At 71.5% G+C, this 18,538-nt stretch carries 11 protein-coding genes and 2 pseudogenes; 9 read left to right on the plus strand and 4 right to left on the minus strand.

Annotation, left to right across the window (positions count from 1 at the left end; translation table 11 throughout):
• The first annotated feature begins 80 nt into the window (after positions 1 to 80).
• The 4 genes and pseudogenes from LNW71_RS07685 to glgB all read left to right on the plus strand — a co-directional run bounded on the left by LNW71_RS07685 (position 81) and on the right by glgB (position 8,041).
• Positions 81 to 2,131 (plus strand): annotated as a pseudogene (locus LNW71_RS07685) (maltotransferase domain-containing protein).
• Complete coding sequence (gene treS, locus LNW71_RS07690) at positions 2,128 to 3,834, plus strand: maltose alpha-D-glucosyltransferase (protein WP_250967542.1); 1,707 nt, start codon at positions 2,128 to 2,130, stop codon at positions 3,832 to 3,834. The pseudogene LNW71_RS07685 and the gene treS overlap by 4 nt, the downstream one beginning before the upstream one ends.
• 240 nt (positions 3,835 to 4,074) lie before the next feature.
• Positions 4,075 to 5,477, plus strand: a pseudogene (locus LNW71_RS07695) (phosphotransferase).
• Positions 5,478 to 5,593: 116 nt separating this feature from the next.
• A complete protein-coding gene (gene glgB / locus LNW71_RS07700) occupies positions 5,594 to 8,041 on the plus strand; it encodes a 1,4-alpha-glucan branching enzyme (RefSeq protein WP_250967543.1) in 2,448 nt (815 codons plus the stop codon).
• A 48-nt stretch (positions 8,042 to 8,089) separates the two neighbouring features.
• On the opposite strand, the gene trxA is transcribed toward glgB, so the two are convergent.
• From trxA to LNW71_RS07715, 3 genes are all read right to left on the minus strand, one after another.
• Positions 8,090 to 8,431, minus strand: a complete 342-nt coding sequence (trxA, locus tag LNW71_RS07705) for a thioredoxin (RefSeq protein ID WP_250967544.1) — start codon at positions 8,429 to 8,431, stop codon at positions 8,090 to 8,092.
• Between the two features lie 3 nt (positions 8,432 to 8,434).
• Positions 8,435 to 8,839: a MerR family transcriptional regulator gene (locus tag LNW71_RS07710; protein WP_250967545.1), complete on the minus strand. Its 405-nt coding sequence runs from the start codon at positions 8,837 to 8,839 to the stop codon at positions 8,435 to 8,437.
• 134 nt (positions 8,840 to 8,973) lie between these two features.
• Complete coding sequence (locus LNW71_RS07715; RefSeq protein WP_250967546.1) at positions 8,974 to 10,332, minus strand: cation:dicarboxylate symporter family transporter; 1,359 nt, start codon at positions 10,330 to 10,332, stop codon at positions 8,974 to 8,976.
• A 130-nt stretch (positions 10,333 to 10,462) separates the two neighbouring features.
• Here LNW71_RS07715 and LNW71_RS07720 point away from each other — a divergent pair, with 130 nt between their 5' ends.
• The 3 genes from LNW71_RS07720 to LNW71_RS07730 all read left to right on the plus strand — a co-directional run bounded on the left by LNW71_RS07720 (position 10,463) and on the right by LNW71_RS07730 (position 13,650).
• Complete coding sequence (locus LNW71_RS07720) at positions 10,463 to 12,151, plus strand: ATP-binding protein (RefSeq protein ID WP_250967547.1); 1,689 nt, start codon at positions 10,463 to 10,465, stop codon at positions 12,149 to 12,151.
• Positions 12,148 to 12,831 carry a response regulator gene (locus tag LNW71_RS07725; RefSeq protein ID WP_250967548.1) on the plus strand — a complete coding sequence of 228 codons (684 nt, stop codon included), beginning with the start codon at positions 12,148 to 12,150 and terminating at the stop codon, positions 12,829 to 12,831. The genes LNW71_RS07720 and LNW71_RS07725 overlap by 4 nt, the downstream gene beginning before the upstream one ends.
• 195 nt (positions 12,832 to 13,026) lie before the next feature.
• Positions 13,027 to 13,650: a helix-turn-helix transcriptional regulator gene (locus LNW71_RS07730; protein ID WP_250971929.1), complete on the plus strand. Its 624-nt coding sequence runs from the start codon at positions 13,027 to 13,029 to the stop codon at positions 13,648 to 13,650.
• 218 nt (positions 13,651 to 13,868) lie between these two features.
• On the opposite strand, the gene LNW71_RS07735 is transcribed toward LNW71_RS07730, so the two are convergent.
• Entirely contained in the window at positions 13,869 to 14,894 is a 1,026-nt protein-coding gene (locus LNW71_RS07735; RefSeq protein ID WP_250967549.1) for an ATP-dependent 6-phosphofructokinase, read from the minus strand.
• A 258-nt stretch (positions 14,895 to 15,152) separates the two neighbouring features.
• Here LNW71_RS07735 and pta point away from each other — a divergent pair, with 258 nt between their 5' ends.
• Positions 15,153 to 17,225: a phosphate acetyltransferase gene (gene pta / locus LNW71_RS07740; protein ID WP_250967550.1), complete on the plus strand. Its 2,073-nt coding sequence runs from the start codon at positions 15,153 to 15,155 to the stop codon at positions 17,223 to 17,225.
• A 5-nt stretch (positions 17,226 to 17,230) separates the two neighbouring features.
• A complete protein-coding gene (locus LNW71_RS07745; protein ID WP_250967551.1) occupies positions 17,231 to 18,508 on the plus strand; it encodes an acetate kinase in 1,278 nt (425 codons plus the stop codon).
• The last annotated feature ends 30 nt before the right edge of the window (positions 18,509 to 18,538 follow it).

Raw genomic sequence — 18,538 nt, forward strand, 5'->3', positions numbered from 1 at the left:
ACCATCGCGGCGCGCGCGTTCAGCCCTCCGCGGCCGCCACGCGCCCTGTTGAGTCCGAGCTCCAGTCCCCAGGTGATTCCATGATCGGTCGCATTCCCGTCCTCGACGTCCGCCCGCTCGTCGATTGCGGAAGAAGGCCCGCCAAGGCTGTTTCCGGTGAAACCTTCCAGGTCACCGCAACCGTCTTCCGCGAGGGCCATGACGCGGTCGCGGCCAACGCCGTTCTGCGGGACCCGAGCGGTCGTCCCGGTCCCTGGACGCCGATGCGCGAACTCGCTCCGGGCACCGACCGCTGGGGCGCCGATGTGACCCCGGACGCCGAGGGCCGCTGGACGTACACGGTCGAGGCGTGGAGCGATCCGGTCGCCACCTGGCGGCACACCGCCCAGATCAAGATCCCGGCGGGGATCGACACCGCGCTGGTCCTGGCGGAGGGCGCCGCGCTCTACGAGCGGGCCGCCGAGGGCGTGCCCAAGCGGAACGGCCGTGAGGCGGTGCTGTCCGCCGTCGACGCGCTGCGCGACGAGTCCCGCCCGGCCGCCGCCAGGCTGGCCGCGGCACTGACCCCCGAGGCGGACGAGGCGCTGTCCCGGCACCCGCTGCGTGAGCTGGTCACCGCCTCGCGCCCGCTCCCGCTCGTGGTCGAGCGCCGACGCGCCCTGTTCGGTTCCTGGTACGAGCTGTTCCCCCGTTCCGAGGGCGCGCGGACCGAGCCGGCCGTACCGGCGAAGCCGGCGGGCAAGGGCCGCACCGCCAAGGCGAAGGCCGCCGCGGCGCAGCCGCCCCGGATCATCAGCGGCACCTTCCGCACGGCCGCCGAGCGCCTGCCGGCCGTCGCCGCGATGGGGTTCGACGTGGTCTATCTCCCGCCGATCCACCCCATCGGGACCACCCACCGCAAGGGGCGCAACAACTCCCTCTCCCCCGCCGCGCACGACGTGGGGGTGCCCTGGGCGATCGGCTCGGCCGAGGGCGGCCACGACGCCGTCCATCCCGATCTCGGCACCCTCGACGACTTCGACCACTTCGTCGAGACGGCCCGCACCCTGCGCATGGAGGTCGCACTGGATTTCGCCCTCCAGTGCTCCCCCGACCACCCCTGGGTCAAGGAGCACCCGGAGTGGTTCCACCACCGCCCGGACGGCTCCATCGCGTACGCGGAGAATCCCCCGAAGAAGTACCAGGACATCTATCCGATCGCCTTCGACAAGGATCTGCGCGGCCTCGTCACGGAGACCGTCCGCATCCTCCGGTTCTGGATGGATCACGGAGTACGGATCTTCCGCGTCGACAATCCGCACACCAAGCCGGTGATCTTCTGGGAGAAGGTGATCGCCGAAATCAACCGCACCGATCCCGATGTGATCTTCCTGGCCGAGGCATTCACCCGCCCCGCGATGATGCACGCGCTGGCCACCATCGGATTCCAGCAGTCGTACACCTACTTCACCTGGCGTAACAGCCGGCAGGAAATCACGGAGTACGTCACCGAGCTCTCCGGTGAGACGGCCGCCAGCATGCGGCCCAACTTCTTCGTGAACACCCCCGACATCCTCCCCGGATACCTCCAGGAGGGCGGCAGGCCCGCCTTCGAGGCGCGGGCGGTGCTCGCGGCCACGCTCTCCCCCACCTGGGGGTGTACGCGGGGTACGAGCTCTGCGAGAACACCCCGACGCGCAGCGGCAGTGAGGAGTACCTCGACTCGGAGAAGTACGAGATCCGGCCCAGGGACTGGGAAGCCGCGGAGCGTGAGGGCCGGTCGCTGGCCCCGCTCATCACCTCGCTGAACCGGATCAGGCGCCGCCACCCGGCGCTGCAGCAGCTGCGTGACGTGCATTTCCACTCGGCCGACAACGACGCGCTGATCGTCTACAGCAAGCGCTCCGGTTCGAACACTGTTCTGGTGGTCGTCAACCTCGACCCGCACCACACCCAGGAGGCCACCGTCTCGTTGGACATGCCGCAACTCGGCCTCGACCGGCACGAGAGCGTGCCGGTGCGCGACGAGCTCACCGGCCATTCCTATCACTGGGGCAGGACCTTCTATGTGCGTCTGGAGCCGGGCGTCACGCCCGCGCACATCGCCGTCCTGCGACCGTCCCCGCCGACCGGAGGGTCACCCACGCAATGATCGTCAATGAGCCCGTCCACGACACCTTCGAGGACACCCCGGCCAAGGACCGCGATCCCGACTGGTTCAAGCGTGCCGTCTTCTACGAAGTCCTCGTCCGTTCCTTCCAGGACTCCAACGGCGACGGCATCGGTGACCTGAAGGGGATCACCGCCAAGCTGGACTACCTGCAGTGGCTGGGCGTCGACTGCCTCTGGCTGCCGCCGTTCTTCAAGTCGCCGCTGCGCGACGGTGGTTACGACGTATCCGACTACACCGCCGTGCTCCCGGAGTTCGGCGACCTCGCCGACTTCGTCGAGTTCGTCGATGCCGCGCACCAGCGCGGGATGCGCGTGATCATCGACTTCGTCATGAACCACACCAGCGATCAGCACGACTGGTTCCAGCAGTCCCGCACCGACCCCGACGGTCCGTACGGCGACTACTACGTCTGGGCCGACGACGACAAGCAGTTCCAGGACGCCCGGATCATCTTCGTCGACACCGAGACGTCCAACTGGACCTTCGACCCGGTGCGCAAGCAGTACTACTGGCACCGGTTCTTCTCGCACCAGCCCGATCTCAACTACGAGAACCCGGCGGTGCAGGAGGAGATCATCTCCGCGCTGCGCTTCTGGCTCGACCTCGGCATCGACGGCTTCCGGGTCGACGCCGTGCCCTACCTCTACCAGCGCGAGGGCACCAACTGCGAGAACCTCCCGGAGACCCACGGTTTCCTCAAGCGCGTCCGCAAGGAGATCGACGCCAACTACCCGGACACCGTGCTGCTCGCCGAGGCCAACCAGTGGCCGGAGGACGTCGTCGACTACTTCGGCGAGTTCCAGGCCGGCGGCGACGAGTGCCACATGGCGTTCCACTTCCCCGTGATGCCACGGATCTTCATGGCCGTACGGCGCGAGAGCCGCTACCCGGTCTCGGAAATCCTGGCCAAGACCCCGGCCATCCCTTCGGGCTGCCAGTGGGGCATCTTCCTGCGCAACCACGACGAGCTGACGCTCGAAATGGTCACGGACGAAGAGCGCGACTACATGTACGCGGAGTACGCCAAGGATCCGCGGATGCGGGCCAACATCGGCATCCGGCGGCGCCTGGCGCCCCTGCTGGACAACGACCGAAACCAGATCGAGCTGTTCACCGCGCTGCTGCTCTCGCTGCCCGGCTCCCCGATCCTCTACTACGGGGACGAGATCGGGATGGGCGACAACATCTGGCTGGGCGACCGGGACGCCGTGCGCACCCCGATGCAGTGGACGCCCGACCGGAACGCGGGGTTCTCCTCCAGCGACCCGGGGCGGCTCTTCCTCCCCACGATCATGGACCCGGTCTACGGCTACCAGGTCACCAACGTCGAGGCGGCGATGGCCTCACCGTCGTCGCTGCTGCACTGGACGCGCCGGATGATCGAGATCCGCAAGCAGAACCCGGCGTTCGGCCTCGGCTCGTACAGCGAACTGCCTTCCTCCAACCCGGCGGTGCTCGCCTTCACCCGTGAGCACGGGGACGACCTCGTGCTGTGCGTGCACAACTTCTCGCGGTTCGCCCAGCCGACCGAACTCGACCTGAGGTCCTTCAACGGGCGCCATCCGGTGGAGCTGATCGGCGGGGTGCGCTTCCCCGCCATCGGTCAGTGGCCCTACCTGCTGACTCTCGCCGGTCACGGGTTCTACTGGTTCCGACTGCGGAAGGACGCGCCACCGAGCTGACCGGGTGTCAGCACGCAAGCTGCCGGAGAGGCTCAGGTGCGGGGCGGTTTCCCCCGCCTCGCACGGGGCACTCTCCCCCCATATCGAACGCTTCAGCACCCTCCTGGCGTTTCGATCCCTCCGAGTCGAGTCCGTACGGATCATCCTGACCCGACACGTCCCGCACAGCCGGACAGCCAAAGCCGCAATCCGGGACACTCTTCGCATCCTGTGGTGTGCCCGGGGAAAGGACGCGATGCCATGTCGGAGGCTGCATCCGCTCAGGTCACCCTGGCGAACAGCACAGCCCTGCTCCCGTCTCTCGGACCGCTGCTGCATGAATGGCTCCCCCGGCAGCGGTGGTTCGCCGGCAAGGGACGGCTGATCACCGCCTTCTCCCTCGTGTCGGCGACCGAGATACTGCCGGTGGACAGTCCCGCCGGCGCCACCGCCGACACCGGCCCCGGACTCCTGCATCTGCTGGTCCGGGTCCATCAGCCCACCATGCCCGCCCAGCCCCCAGTCGACTGCTACCAGTTGCTGCTCGGCGTACGCTCCGCCCTGCCCCCGCGGCTCGCGCCCGCCCTCATCGGGCATGTGACGGACGGCCCGCTGGCCGGCCGCACCGTGTACGACGGGCTGCACGACCCACGCCTCGCCGCGCTGCTGCTGGAGCGGCTGCGCACCCCGGGGAGCCTCGGCGCCCTGCGGTTCGACCGGGGCCGGGACCCGATCCCCGACGGCCTCGCCCCCGGGTGCTGGACACCGAGCAGTCCAACTCCTCGCTCGTCTACGGCGACGCCTACATCCTCAAGATCTTCCGCCGGGTCTTCCCGGGCACCAACCCCGATCTGGAACTGCCGCTCGCACTCTCCCGCGAGGGGTGCGGGCGGGTCCCCGCCCCCGTCGCCTGGTTCGAGTCGACCGCACCGGAACACCTCACGCTCGGGGTGCTGCAGCCGTTCCTGCGCGGCGCGCAGGACGGCTGGCAGCTCGCCCTGGGCGCACTCGCGGCGGGCCAGGACTTCCGGGGTGAGGCCCGCGCGCTGGGGCGGGCCACCGCCGAGGTGCACACCGCACTCGCCGCGGCCCTGCCCACGCCGGTACTGCGGCGCGCCCAGACCGACCAGCTGGCCGCGGCCATGGTGCAGCGGCTGGAGGCGGCCGCCCACGCCGTGCCGGCGCTGGTGCCGTACGTCCCCGCGTTGCGTACCGCCTTCGACGCCGTGGCCGCGCTCGGCCACCGGGGTCCCAGCTGGGCGGCCCAGCGGGTGCACGGCGACCTCCATCTCGGCCAGACCCTGCGCGGGGCCGACGGCTTCTGGTCGCTGATCGACTTCGAAGGCGAGCCGGCCCGCCCGCTCCCGGAGCGCCGCAGCCCGCAGCCACCGGTGCGCGACATCGCCGGGATGCTCCGCTCCTTCGACTACGCGGCCCGCTCGCACCGGCCCTGGAACGCCGAGTGGGCCTCGCGCTGCCGGGCCGCCTACTGCGACGGATACGCGGAGGCCGCAGGCGTCGACCCCCGCAGCGAACCGGAGCTGCTGCGTGCCCACGAGACCGACAAGGCGGTGTACGAGGTGCTGTACGAGGCACGGCACCGGCCCGACTGGCTTCCGGTCCCGATGGCCGCGATCCACCGCCTGGCCTCCGTCGCGGACTGACACCCGCCGCTGCCGGCGGCCCCGCCCGACGAGGGCCCCGGCAGCCCGGCGTCCCACCGCACGCCCCCCCTTCGCCCCGCCCCACCCCGCCAACACCTCCCGAGGAGGCTGTCCCTGTGACCGCCCGCAAGCCGTCCCGCAACGCGCCCGATCCCACTCCGCCCACCACAGACGTCCCGCTCTCCGCGGCGCCCGCAGAACTCGCGGACGCCCTTGCCGGACCGGCAACCGGGACCATCGCACCGACGGACGCGAGCACCACGCTCCCCGCCGCCGACGACGCGGCAGCCACCCCCGCGCCGGCCAAGCGGACCAAGCGGGCAGCCGTGCCGCCGCGTCCCCGCCGGGCCGGCGGCCAGGGGGTCCGCCCCGCCCGCGCCCTCGACGACGGGGACCGGGCCCGGCTCCTGGCGGGTGAGCACCACGCCCCGCACGACCTGCTCGGCGCGCACCAGATCCGCGGCGGGATCACCTTCCGGGTGCTGCGCCCCTTCGCCCGCTCCGTCACCGTGCTGGCCAAGGGGCTGCGGGCCGAGCTGCACGACGACGGCGACGGGCTCTTCTCCGGGCTCCTGCCGATGCCCGCGGTCCCCGAGTACCGGCTCCTGGTCGCCTACGAGGACAACGAGATCGAGATCCATGATCCGTACCGTTTCCTGCCCGCGCTCGGCGACCTCGACCTGCATCTGATCGGCGAGGGCCGGCACGAAGAACTGTGGACCGCACTGGGCGCCCAGCCGATGGAGCATCAGGGCGTCACCGGCACCCGGTTCACCGTGTGGGCCCCCAACGCCCGCGGGGTGCGCGTCACCGGCGACTTCAACTACTGGGACGGCACCGGCTTCCCGATGCGTTCGCTCGGCTCCACCGGGGTGTGGGAGCTGTTCCTCCCCGCGATCGGGGAGGGGGCGCTGTACAAGTTCGACATCTGCCGCCCGGACGGCTCGCACACCCTGCGCGCCGACCCGATGGCCCGGCACGCCGAGGTGCCGCCCTCCAACGCCTCGGTCGTGACGGCCGCGCACCATGTCTGGCAGGACCAGGAGTGGATGGCCCGTCGCGGGGACGTCCCCGTGCACGAGGCGCCGCTCTCCGTCTACGAGGTCCATCTGCCGTCCTGGCGCCCCGGCCTCACCTATCGCCAGCTCGCCGATCAACTCCCCGCCTACGTACGTGATCTGGGGTTCACGCATGTGGAGCTGATGCCGGTCTCCGAGCACCCCTTCGGCGGCTCCTGGGGCTATCAGGTCACCGGCTTCTTCGCCCCGACCTCCCGGATGGGCGCACCGGACGACTTCCGCTTCCTCGTCGACGCGCTGCACCGGGCCGGTATCGGCGTCATCGTCGACTGGGTGCCCGCCCACTTCCCGCGGGACGAGTGGGCGCTCGCCGAGTTCGACGGCCGGGCGCTGTACGAGCACTCCGACCCGCAGCGGGCCGCGCATCCCGACTGGGGCACGCTCGAATTCGACTTCGGCCGCACCGAGGTGCGCAACTTCCTCGTCGCCAACGCCACTTACTGGTGCGAGGAGTTCCACATCGACGGGCTGCGGGTGGACGCCGTGGCCTCGATGCTCTACCTCGACTACTCACGCGAGGACGGGGAGTGGACTCCCAACGAGCACGGCGGCCGGGAGAACCTGGACGCCGTGACCTTCCTCCAGGAGATGAACGCCACGGTCTACCGGCGCAACCCCGGAGTCGTCACCATCGCCGAGGAGTCCACCGCCTGGGACGGCGTCACCCGCGCCACCCACCATGTCGGCCCCGGCGGTTTCGGCGGTCTCGGCTTCGGGCTGAAGTGGAACATGGGCTGGATGCACGACTCCCTGGAGTACGTGTCGAAGGAGCCGGTGCACCGCAAGTACCACCACAGCGAGATGACCTTCTCGATGGTGTACGCGTACAGCGAGAACTACGTGCTGCCGATCTCGCACGACGAGGTCGTGCACGGCAAGCGGTCGCTGGTCAGCAAGATGCCGGGAGACTGGTGGCAGCAGCGCGCCAATCACCGCGCCTACCTCGGCTTCATGTGGGCCCACCCCGGCAAGCAGCTCCTCTTCATGGGGCAGGAGTTCGCGCAGGGGGCGGAGTGGTCGGAGGGCCACGGCCCGGACTGGTGGCTGCTCGACCCCTCGTACGCGGCGGAGAGCGACCACCGCGGCGTACGGACCCTGGTGAGCGATCTGAACGCGGTGTACGGGGCGACGCCCGCGCTCTGGCAGCGCGACACCGTTCCGGAGGGGTTCGACTGGGTGGAGGGGGACGCCGCCGAGGACAACGTCTTCGCCTTCCTGCGGTACGACGCGCAGGGCGCACCGCTGCTGTCCGTCTGCAACTTCTCGCCGGTGGTCCGGCACGAGTACCGGATCGGCGTCCCGGACGTCCAGGGTGAGCCCGCCGTCTGGGCCGAGGTGCTCAACACGGACGCGGCGCGTTACGGCGGCAGCGACGTGGTCAACCCCGAGCCGCTGAAGCCGGATGCGGTGGCCTCGCACGGCCGGCCGGGCAGTGTGCTGCTGACACTGCCGCCGCTGGCGACGGTGTGGCTCAAGCCGGTGTGAGCACGGCGTGCGGCCCCGCGGGTGTGAGCACACCCGCGGGGCGCGCGCTCAGGCGGCCTCGAACACGTCCGCCAGCTCCTGGAGCAGCCGGCGCTTCGGCCGGGCGCCCACCATCGACTTCACCGGCTCGCCGGACCGGAACACCATCAGGGTCGGCATCGAGAGCACCCCGTACCGGGCGGTGACCGCCGGGTTGTGGTCGACGTCGATCTGGACGATCTTGATGCGCTCGCTCTCCTCGGCCGCGACCGCGCCCAGCACGGGGGCCAGCTGACGGCACGGTCCGCACCAGTCGGCGGTGAATTCGACGAGGACGGGCAGCCCGGCCCCGAGTACCTCCGCGTCGAAGGTCTCGTCGGTGACCTCGGCGACGCCCGTTACGTGGATCATCTGTCATCCTCCCAGTTCACAACGTGGTTCCGGTCCTCCGGGCAGCTCGGAGGACGCCTCCAGCTCGGCGCGGGCCAGCTGGGCGCCCACCTCCGAACGGACGCTCTGCAGCTGCCCGATGAGCGAGTCGAGCTCGCCGAGCTTGCGCCGGTAGACGGCGAGCGAGGCGGGGCAGGAGTCACCGGCCGGATGACCGGCCCGCAGACACTCGACGAAGGGCCGGGTCTCCTCCAGGTCGAACCCGAAGTCCTGCAGGGTCCGGATCTGCTGGAGCAGCCGCAGATCCCCCTCGTCGTACGTGCGGTACCCGTTCTCCGCCCGCCGCGTGGGCAGCAGCCCGCGCGACTCGTAGTAGCGCAGGGTCCGCGTCGTCGTTCCGGCCCGCTCGGCCAGCTCCCCGATTCGCATGTGAGGACCGTAAGCCTTGACGCCGACGTCAAGGCAAGGGCGGACGGCAGGGCGACGGCGGACGGACACAGCGGACGGACACACACGGCTGCGGCCGGTACGGGAGGTCCCGTACCGGCCGCAGCCGTCTCACGTCACGCCTTGGCGAGCGAGGGCTGCTCCCCTTCGCCGTCCCTGGCCTCGGGGACGTGCGGTTGGGCGGGCCCCTCGTCCGCGATCATCGTCTCGTCGAACGGGAGCGCCCCGGACAGGACCTGGTCCACCCGGGCCCGGTCGATCTCCTTGGTCCAGGTGCCGACGAGCACCGTGGCCACCGCGTTGCCCGCGAAGTTGGTGAGGGCGCGGGCCTCGCTCATGAAGCGGTCGATGCCGACGATCAGGCCGACCCCGTCCACCAGCTCGGGGCGGTGTGACTGGAGGCCGCCGGCGAGGGTGGCCAGACCGGCGCCGGTGACGCCCGCGGCACCCTTCGAGGCGATCACCATGAAGACCAGGAGCGAGATCTGCTCGCCGATGCTCAGCGGGTCACCGGTCGCGTTGGCGATGAAGAGCGAGGCCATCGTGAGGTAGATCGCGGTGCCGTCGAGGTTGAAGGAGTATCCGGTCGGCACCGTGATGCCGACGACCGGCTTGCTGACGCCCATGTGCTCCATCTTCGCGATCAGCCGCGGCAGGGCCGACTCGGACGAGGAGGTGGAGAGGATCAGCAGGAACTCCCGGCCCAGGTACTTCAGCAGGGCGAAGATGTTGACCCCGGCCACCAGGCGCAGGATCGTGCCCAGGATCAGGAAGACGAAGAGCGCGCAGGTGATGTAGAAGCCGATCATGATGACCGCGAGGGACTTCAGCGCGTCCACGCCGGTCTCGCCGACCACCGCCGCCATCGCGCCGAACGCGCCGACCGGGGCCAGCCACATGATCATGGCGAGGATGCGGAAGACGAGGCGCTGGATGTGGCCGATGCCGCGCAGCACCGGTTCGCCGGCCGGGCCCAGGGCCTGCAGCGCGAAGCCCGCGAGCAGCGCGATGAGGAGGGTCTGCAGGACCTCGCCCTCGGTGAAGGCCGACACCATGGTGGTGGGGATGATGCCGAGCAGGAAGTCCGCGGTGGACTCACTGCCGCCCGCCTGCGCCTCACCCGCGGCGCGGGTCGCCTCGGTGAGGTGGAGGCCGGAGCCGGGCTCCAGGATGTTGCCGACGACCAGGCCGATGGCGAGCGCGACCGTCGACATCACCAGGAAGTAGCCGAGGGCCAGTCCGCCGACCGCGCCGACCTTGGCGGCCTTGCGGACCGAGCCGACGCCCAGCACGATCGTGCAGAAGATGATGGGCGAGATCATCATCTTGATCAGGTTGACGAAGCCGGTACCGACCGGCTTGAGCTCCACGGCGGCGTCCGGGGCGACGAGGCCCACCAGGATGCCGAGGCCCACCGCCACGATCACGGCGAGATACAGGTACTTCGTGCGGTCCCGCTCGGCGGCCACTGCCACGGGGTTCTCCTCGGCTCGTCCTTGTCCCTCCCCCGTCCCTGGGGGCCCCGGCGACTATTCCGCGCCCTGTGACCCCGGTCACCCTTACGTGCATTTCGTTCATATGTTTTCGGCCAGGCAGACTGTCGCCATGCGCTTCCCCCGTCCCCGTGCCCGCCCGCGCAGCCTGGCCGGGCAGCTCTTCGCGATGCAGGTGGTGCTGGTGGCGGCCGTGGTCGCGGGGTGCGCCTTCTTCGCGTACGTCTCCGGCAGCGGACAGGCCGAGGAGACGGCGAGCAGGCAGGCCCGGGCTGCGGCGCTGGCGGTGGCCGACTCGCCGTCCGTACGGGAGGCGATCCGCGCCCCGGACCCGTCGGCCGTCCTGCAGCCGTACGCGGAGCAGGTCCGCAAGGACACCGGGATCGCGTTCGTCACCATCATGGATCCGCACCGGGTCCGCTGGACGCACCCGGACGCCGACCGGATCGGCGAGACCTTCCTCGGGCACACCGCGCAGGCGCTGCGCGGCGAGACGTTCTCGGAGACGTACACCGGGACGCTGGGACCCTCGATCCGGGTCGTCACGCCGATCCGGGACGGCGGCAGGATCGTCGGCCTGGTCAGCGCGGGCATCACGGTCGAGCGGGTCTCCACGCAGGTGCGGGCGCAGCTGCGCGCGCTGGGGCTCGCGGCGGGGGCGGCGCTGGCGCTCGGCGGCATCGGCACGTACGTGGTCAACGCCCGGCTGCGGCGGCACACCCACGGGATGAACGCCGCCGAGCTGAGCCGGCTGCACGACTACCACGAGGCCACGCTGCACGCGGTGCGTGAGGGGCTGCTGATGCTCGACGGACAGCGCAGGATCGCCCTGATCAACGACGCGGGCCGGGAGCTGCTCGGGCTGGCACCGGGTACGGTCGGGCGCCGGGTGACCGAACTGGAGCTGCCCGCGCCGCTGACCGGGGCGCTGCTGGCCTCCGAGGAGCGGGTCGACGAGGTGCATCTGACGGCGGACCGGGTGATCGTGGTCAACACCCGGCCGGTGGTCGGCGGGGAGCGGCGCGGCACCGTGGTCACGCTGCGCGACCACACGGAACTCCAGGCGCTGTCAGGTGAGTTGGACTCGGAGCGGGGCTTCACGCAGGCCCTGCGCTCGCAGGCCCACGAGGCGGCGAACCGGCTGCACACGGTGGTGTCGCTGATCGAGCTGGACCGGGCCGAGGAGGCGGTCGGCTTCGCCACGGCAGAGCTGGAGCTGGCCCAGGCGCTGACCGACCGCGTCGTCGGCGCGGTCGCCGAACCGGTGCTGGCGGCGCTGCTGCTCGGCAAGGCGGCCCAGGCGAACGAGCGAGGGGTGGAGCTGGTGCTGGCGGACGACAGCCTGATCGACGACGGTTCCCTGCCCGCGACGCTGCCGCAGCGCGACCTGGTGACCATCCTGGGCAATCTGATCGACAACGCCGTGGACGCGGCCTCGGAGGCGGTGACGGGCACGCCGGGCGCGGCCGCCGCGGACGGTCCGCTGCCCGCGCAGCGTACGCACTCGCCGACGCGCCCCGCACGGGCCCGTGTCACCGTGACCGCGCTCGCCGGGGACGGTGAGCTGCTGCTGCGGGTCGCCGACAACGGGGCGGGCGTCGAACCGGCCGATGCCGCGGAGGTGTTCCGGCGCGGCTGGTCCACGCACGGCGCCGGCCGCGGGCTCGGCCTGGCGCTCGTCCGGCAGGCCGCCCACCGCAACGGCGGGGCGGTGGCGCTGGCGCACGGGCCGGACGGCGGCGCGGAGTTCACCGTACGGCTGCCGCTGACCGGCGCCGCAGGGAAGGGAAGGACCCCATGAGCCCCGCGATCCAGGTGCTGGTCGTCGAGGACGACCCCGTCGCCGCCGACGCCCATCGGCTGTACGTGGACCGCGTCCCGGGATTCACGGTGGCCGCGGTCGCGCGTTCCCGTGCCGAGGCGGTACGGGCGCTGGACCGTACGCCGGTGGATCTGCTGCTCCTGGACCTGTACCTGCCCGACGGGCACGGGCTGCAGCTGCTGCGCTCGCTGCGGGCCGCCGGGCACGCGGCCGATGTGATCGCGGTGACCTCGGCCCGCGATCTGGCCGTGGTCCGGGAGGGGGTGTCGCTGGGCGTCGTCCAGTACGTGCTGAAGCCGTTCACCTTCGCCACCCTGCGCGACCGGCTCGTCCGCTACGCCGAGTTCCGTGCGGCGGCCGGTGAGGCGAGCGGCCAGGACGAGGTGGACCGCGCGCTCGCCACCCTGCGGGCCCCGAACCCCGCGCGGCTGCCCAAGGGACTGAGCGGTCCGACGCTGGAAGCGGTGACCCGGGTGCTGCGCGCGGCGCCGGACGGTGTGACGGCCGCCGCGGCGGGTGTGGAACTCGGGATCTCCCGCATCACCGCACGCCGCTACCTGGAGCATCTGGTGACCGCGGGCCGTGCGCTGCGCAGTCCGCAGTACGGACAGATCGGCCGTCCGGAGCTGCACTACCGGTGGGTGGCACAGGAGCGCTGACCGGGTCACGGGCCGCTCCGCGCCCCGGCCGGCGCGGTCCCGCGGCAGGACTTTCGCTCTAGGAGCTTCCTACGAGCCGTTATCTCGGTCGAACACACCGTAGTCAGACCGCCTCCGGCCTCTTACGGTGGGGCCGTGCACCCCACCCCGCCTTTCAACGCCCCCGCCGCGCGCAGACTGCGCGAGGCCCTGGGGATGGCCCCCGGCCACGTCGCCTACGGCCTCGGCGCCCAGTACGGCCTCCGGATCAGCGCCGAGACCGTCGCCGCGTGGGAGCGTGGGATGCAGATGCCCAGCGAGTACGAGCTCACCGCGCTGGCCGGGGTGCTGTGGTGCGCGCCCGGCGAACTGCTGACCGCCGCCCGGACCCTGCGCGAGCACCGGGTCGCCCGGGAGCTGGCCGCGGACGAGCTGGCGGGGATGGTCGGGCTGGCCACGCAGGCGTATCTGCGGATGGAGGAGTCGGGGCGGTGGCGCGGCAACGAGCGCCAGTCCGCGGCCCTCAGCGAGGCCCTGGGCCTGACGCCCGCCGAATTCGTGACGGCGACCGGCCGGACCGAGGAGCTGGCGGAGCTGCTGCGCAACGCGGTCACCTCCCGCTGGCAGGCCTACGTGCGGCCGGTCGCGAAGCTGGTGCCGGCCGACCGGCAGGTGATCCAGGCCGTACTGGAGCGGCTGCACTCCGACTACCAGGCGCTGATGGTGTCGACGCTGAGCTGGAGCAGTACGGGCACGGAGCGGGCCGGATCGACGGGGGACGCGGGGCGGGCGTTCCTCGCACAGGTCGTGGAGCGGTTCTGGCTGACGGCCGACGACTGAGGCCTGGGGGCCTTTCGCTCGGACCGGGCGCGAGCCCGGCCTGATCAGGTCGGGAGCCCGGCCTGATCCGGGCGCGAGCCCCGGGGGCGGCCCGCGAACGGCGAAGCGGGCCGTGACCACCCACGGGGGCGGTCACGGCCCGCTCGTCGTTCGCGGGGTGCCGGCAGGGTCCGTGCCGCTGACCGGCCCCTGTCGTCGGCCGGTCCGCCGCTGACCGGTCAGAAGACCGACTCGGCCTCGTGCATCCGGTCCAGCGGGACCCTCTTCAGCTGTGTCACCGCGTCGGCGAGCGGCACCATCTCGATGTCGTTGCCGCGCAGGGCCGTCATCCGGCCGAAGTCACCGCGGTGCGCCGCCTCCACCGCGTGCCAGCCGAAGCGGGTGGCGAGCACCCGGTCGTACGCGGTCGGCGTGCCGCCGCGCTGCACGTGCCCGAGAATGACCGGCCGGGCCTCCTTGCCGAGCCGGGTCTCCAGCTCGACGGCGAGGCGGTTGCCGATGCCCTGGAAGCGCTCGTGGCCGAACTGGTCGATCGCGCCCTTGGCGTACGGCATGGAGCCCTCGGCCGGGTGCGCGCCCTCGGCGACGCAGATGACCGCGAACTTCTTGCCGCGGGCGAAGCGCTCCTCGACCATCTTGACCAGGTCCTCGACCTGGAACTGCCGCTCGGGCAGGCAGATGCCGTGCGCGCCGCCGGCCATGCCGGACTCCAGCGCGATCCAGCCCGCGTGGCGGCCCATCACCTCGACGACCATGACGCGCTGGTGGGACTCGGCGGTCGTCTTCAGCCGGTCTATGGCCTCGGTGGCGACGCCCACCGCGGTGTCGAAGCCGAAGGTGCGGTCGGTGGCCGAGATGTCGTTGTCGATGGTCTTGGGGACGCCGACTACGGGCATCCCGGCGTCCGAGAGCATCCGGGCGGCGGTGAGGGTGCCCTCGCCGCCGATCGGGATGAGCGCGTCCATGCCGTAACGGCGGCTCAGCTCGGCGCAGTTCTCGGCGGCCTCGCGCAGCCGGTCGCGCTCCAGCCGGGCGGAGCCGAGGATGGTGCCGCCGCGGGCGAGGATGCCGCTGACCGCGTTGAGGTCGAGGGGGCGGAAGTGACCGTCGAGCAGGCCCTTGAACCCGTCCTCGAATCCGATGACTTCATCGCCGTGACCCACCACGGCACGGTGCACGACCGAGCGGATCACTGCGTTCAGGCCTGGGCAGTCGCCGCCTGCGGTGAGAACTCCGATGCGCATCGTGCTGTATCTCCTGCTCGCTAGGGCCTGTCCGCCGGCAACTCCAGGATCCCCCGTACCGTGAGCCACGGCGATTGTCCCATGCCAGGTCCGTACCTCGCGCTTCCGGCCGCTCAGTGAGCGGGCGGGGCGCGGCGGCCACGGTGCTGACGGCTGCGATCAGGGGCATTCGTCCGGCGGGCGGCTCCTCGGCCCCCGCAGGTATCGTCAAACAGGCGATACCACCCAAACCTGCCAGGCAAGGACGGGAGAGCACGCGTGGCGCGCAGCGTGTACGTGACCGGGATCGACCGGGGAGACGGCCGCCAGGTCGTCGATCTGGGAGTCATGGACCTCCTGACGCGGCAGGTGGACCGGGTCGGGGTGTTCCGGCCCCTGGTCCATAACGGTCCCGACCGGCTGTTCGAGCTGCTGCGGGCCCGCTACCGGCTCTCCCAGGACCCGGGCACGGTCTACGGTCTCGACTACCACGAGGCCTCGGCGATCCAGGCGGACCAGGGTACCGACGAACTGGTCTCCCGGCTCGTCGAGCGCTTCCACCGGGTCGCCCAGCAGTACGAGGTGGTCCTGGTGCTCGGCACCGACTTCGCGGCCACCCAGCTCCCCGACGAGCTGGCCCTCAACGCCCGCTTCGCCAACGAGTTCGGCGCGTCGGTGATCGCGGTGGTCGGCGGCAAGGACCAGAACGCGGAGTCCGTGAAGGCCGAGACGCGCAATGCCTACCGTGCGTACGCCGGTCTGGGCTGCGACGTCCTCGCGATGGTCGTGAACCGGGTGGCCTCCGCGGACCGCGAGGTCATCGCGGAGCGGCTCGCGGCCACCCTGCCGGTGCCCTGCTCGGTCCTGCCCGACGACCCGGCCCTCTCGGCACCGACCGTCGCCCAGATCACCGCGGCGCTGGACGGCACGGTGCTGCTCGGCGACGAGGCCGGGCTTGCCAGGGACGCGCTGGACTTCGTGTTCGGCGGCGCGATGCTGCCGAACCTGCTGAACGCGCTGACGCCGGGGTGCCTGGTGGTGACGCCCGGGGACCGGGCCGATCTGGTGGTCGGCTCGCTGGCCGCGCACAGCGCCGGGACGCCGCCGATCGCCGGTCTGCTGCTGACGCTGAACGAGCGGCCGGGCGAGGAGATCCTCAAGCTGGCCGCACGGCTCGCACCGGGCACCCCCGTGGTCTCGGTGGCCGGCGGCTCCTTCCCCACGGCCGGGGAGCTCTTCGCCCTGGAGGGCAAGCTGAACGCGGCGACGCCGCGCAAGGCCGAGACCGCGCTGGGACTCTTCGAGCGCCACGTCGACACCGGCGCCCTCCTCGACCGGGTCTCGGTCGCCCGCAGCGGCCGGGTCACGCCGATGATGTTCGAGCACGAGCTGCTGGAGCAGGCCCGCGCGGACCGCCGCCGGGTGGTGCTGCCGGAGGGCACCGAGGAACGGGTGCTGCGCGCCGCGGACGTGCTGCTGCGGCGCGACGTCTGCGACATCACGCTGCTCGGCGACCCCGACGTCGTCCGCAAGAAGGCCGCCGACCTCGGCATCGATCTGGCCGGCACCCAGCTCATCGACCCGCAGACCTCCGAGCTGCGCCAGTCCTTCGCCGAACGGTACGCAAAGCTGCGCGCGCACCGGGGGGTGACGGTCGAGCTGGCGCACGACGTCGTCTCGGACGTCAACTACTTCGGCACCCTGATGGTGCAGGAGGGGCTCGCGGACGGCATGGTCTCCGGGGCCGTGCACTCCACCGCGGCCACGATCCGCCCGGCCTTCGAGATCATCAAGACCAAGCCGGACGCCTCGATCGTCTCGTCGGTCTTCTTCATGTGCCTCGCCGACAAGGTCCTGGTGTACGGCGACTGCGCGGTCAACCCGGACCCGGACGCGGAGCAGCTCGCGGACATCGCCGTCCAGTCCGCCGTCACCGCCGCCCGCTTCGGCGTGGAGCCGCGGATCGCGATGCTCTCGTACTCGACCGGGACCTCGGGCACCGGCGCGGACGTCGACAAGGTCCGCGAGGCGACGGACCGGGTGCGCGAGAGCCGCCCGGACCTGATGATCGAGGGTCCGATCCAGTACGACGCCGCGGTGGAGCCGAGCGTCGCCGCGACGAAGCTCCCCGGGTCCGAGGTGGCGGGCCAGGCGACGGTCCTGATCTTCCCGGACCTGAACACCGGCAACAACACCTACAAGGCCGTGCAGCGGTCCGCGGGAGCGGTGGCCGTCGGCCCGGTGCTCCAGGGGCTGCGCAAGCCCGTCAACGACCTGTCCCGGGGCGCTCTCGTCCAGGACATCGTCAACACCGTGGCCATTACGGCGATCCAGGCACAGGGCGAGGAGTGACCCGCATGACCAGCCCCACCGACCCGGGAAACCGGGCAGACGAGACCACCGCGGCCGCCGGCGGGTCCGCCGCCCCGGGGGCCAGCCGGGTGCTCGTCCTCAACTCTGGCTCCTCGTCCGTGAAGTACCAGCTCCTCGACATGCGCGACCGCTCCCGGCTCGCGTCGGGACTCGTCGAGCGGATCGGCGAGGAGACCTCCCGGCTCGTGCACACCCCGCTGACCGGCGGCGGTGGCGAGAGCCGGGAGCGGACCGGCCGGATCGCCGACCACGCGGCCGCCCTGAAGGCCGCCGCCGAGGAGCTGTCCGCCGACGGCCTCGGCCTGGACTCCCCCGAACTGGCCGCGATCGGCCACCGGGTGGTGCACGGCGGCCTGCGGTTCAGCGAGCCGACCGTGATCACCGACGAGGTGCTGACGGAGATCGAGCGCCTGGTCCCGGTGGCGCCGCTGCACAACCCGGCGAACATCACCGGCATCCGCACCGCCCAGGCGCTGCGCCCCGACCTGCCGCAGGTGGCGGTCTTCGACACCGCGTTCCACACGACGATGCCGGAGCACGCCTCCCGCTACGCCATCGACGTGGAGACGGCCGACGCGCACCGGATCCGGCGTTACGGCTTCCACGGCACCTCGCACGCGTACGTCTCCCGCAGAACGGCCCAGCTGCTGGGCAGGGCCCCCGAGGACGTCAACGTCATCGTGCTGCACCTGGGCAACGGCGCCTCGGCATCGGCGGTGGCCGGCGGGCGGTGCGTGGAGACATCGATGGGACTGACCCCCTTGGAGGGGCTGGTCATGGGTACGCGCTCGGGAGACATCGATCCGGCCGTCACCTTCCACCTCAAGCGGGTGGCGGGAATGTCGGCGGACGAGATCGATGTCCTGCTCAACAAGAAGAGCGGTCTGGTGGGCCTCTGCGGCGACAACGACATGCGGGAGATCCGGCGCCGGGTCGAGGCGGGCGACGAGCGTGCCGCGCTCGCCTTCGAGATCTACGTGCACCGGCTGAAGAAGTACATCGGCGCCTATTCGGCCGTCCTCGGCCGGGTGGACGCCGTGGTGTTCACGGCGGGGGTCGGCGAGAACTCGGCGCCGGTACGGGAGGCTGCGATCGCCGGTCTGGAGGAGCTCGGCCTGGTGGTGGACGCGGATCTCAACGCCGTACGGTCCGGCGAACCGCGGCTGATCTCGCCGGATTACGCACGGGTCGCGGTCGCCGTGGTGCCGACGGACGAGGAGCTGGAGATCGCGAACCAGACCTTCGCCCTGGTCGACAACTGAGCACCCCCGCGCCCTTTTGTATCTTCCACC

Source organism: Streptomyces sp. RKAG290, assembly GCF_023701695.1.
Classification (GTDB): Bacteria; Actinomycetota; Actinomycetes; order Streptomycetales; family Streptomycetaceae; genus Streptomyces.

Bases quoted from the DNA above. Each gene is read 5' to 3' on its own strand.
- LNW71_RS07710 (WP_250967545.1), bottom strand. From the start codon at position 8,839: ATGCGAATCGGGGAGCTGGCCGAGCGGGCCGGAACGACGACGCGGACC.
- LNW71_RS07730 (WP_250971929.1), top strand. From the start codon at position 13,027: ATGGCCCCCGGCCACGTCGCCTACGGCCTCGGCGCCCAGTACGGCCTC.
- LNW71_RS07745 (WP_250967551.1), top strand. From the start codon at position 17,231: ATGACCAGCCCCACCGACCCGGGAAACCGGGCAGACGAGACCACCGCG.
- treS (WP_250967542.1), top strand. From the start codon at position 2,128: ATGATCGTCAATGAGCCCGTCCACGACACCTTCGAGGACACCCCGGCC.
- trxA (WP_250967544.1), bottom strand. From the start codon at position 8,431: ATGATCCACGTAACGGGCGTCGCCGAGGTCACCGACGAGACCTTCGAC.
- LNW71_RS07720 (WP_250967547.1), top strand. From the start codon at position 10,463: ATGCGCTTCCCCCGTCCCCGTGCCCGCCCGCGCAGCCTGGCCGGGCAG.
- LNW71_RS07735 (WP_250967549.1), bottom strand. From the start codon at position 14,894: ATGCGCATCGGAGTTCTCACCGCAGGCGGCGACTGCCCAGGCCTGAAC.
- LNW71_RS07725 (WP_250967548.1), top strand. From the start codon at position 12,148: ATGAGCCCCGCGATCCAGGTGCTGGTCGTCGAGGACGACCCCGTCGCC.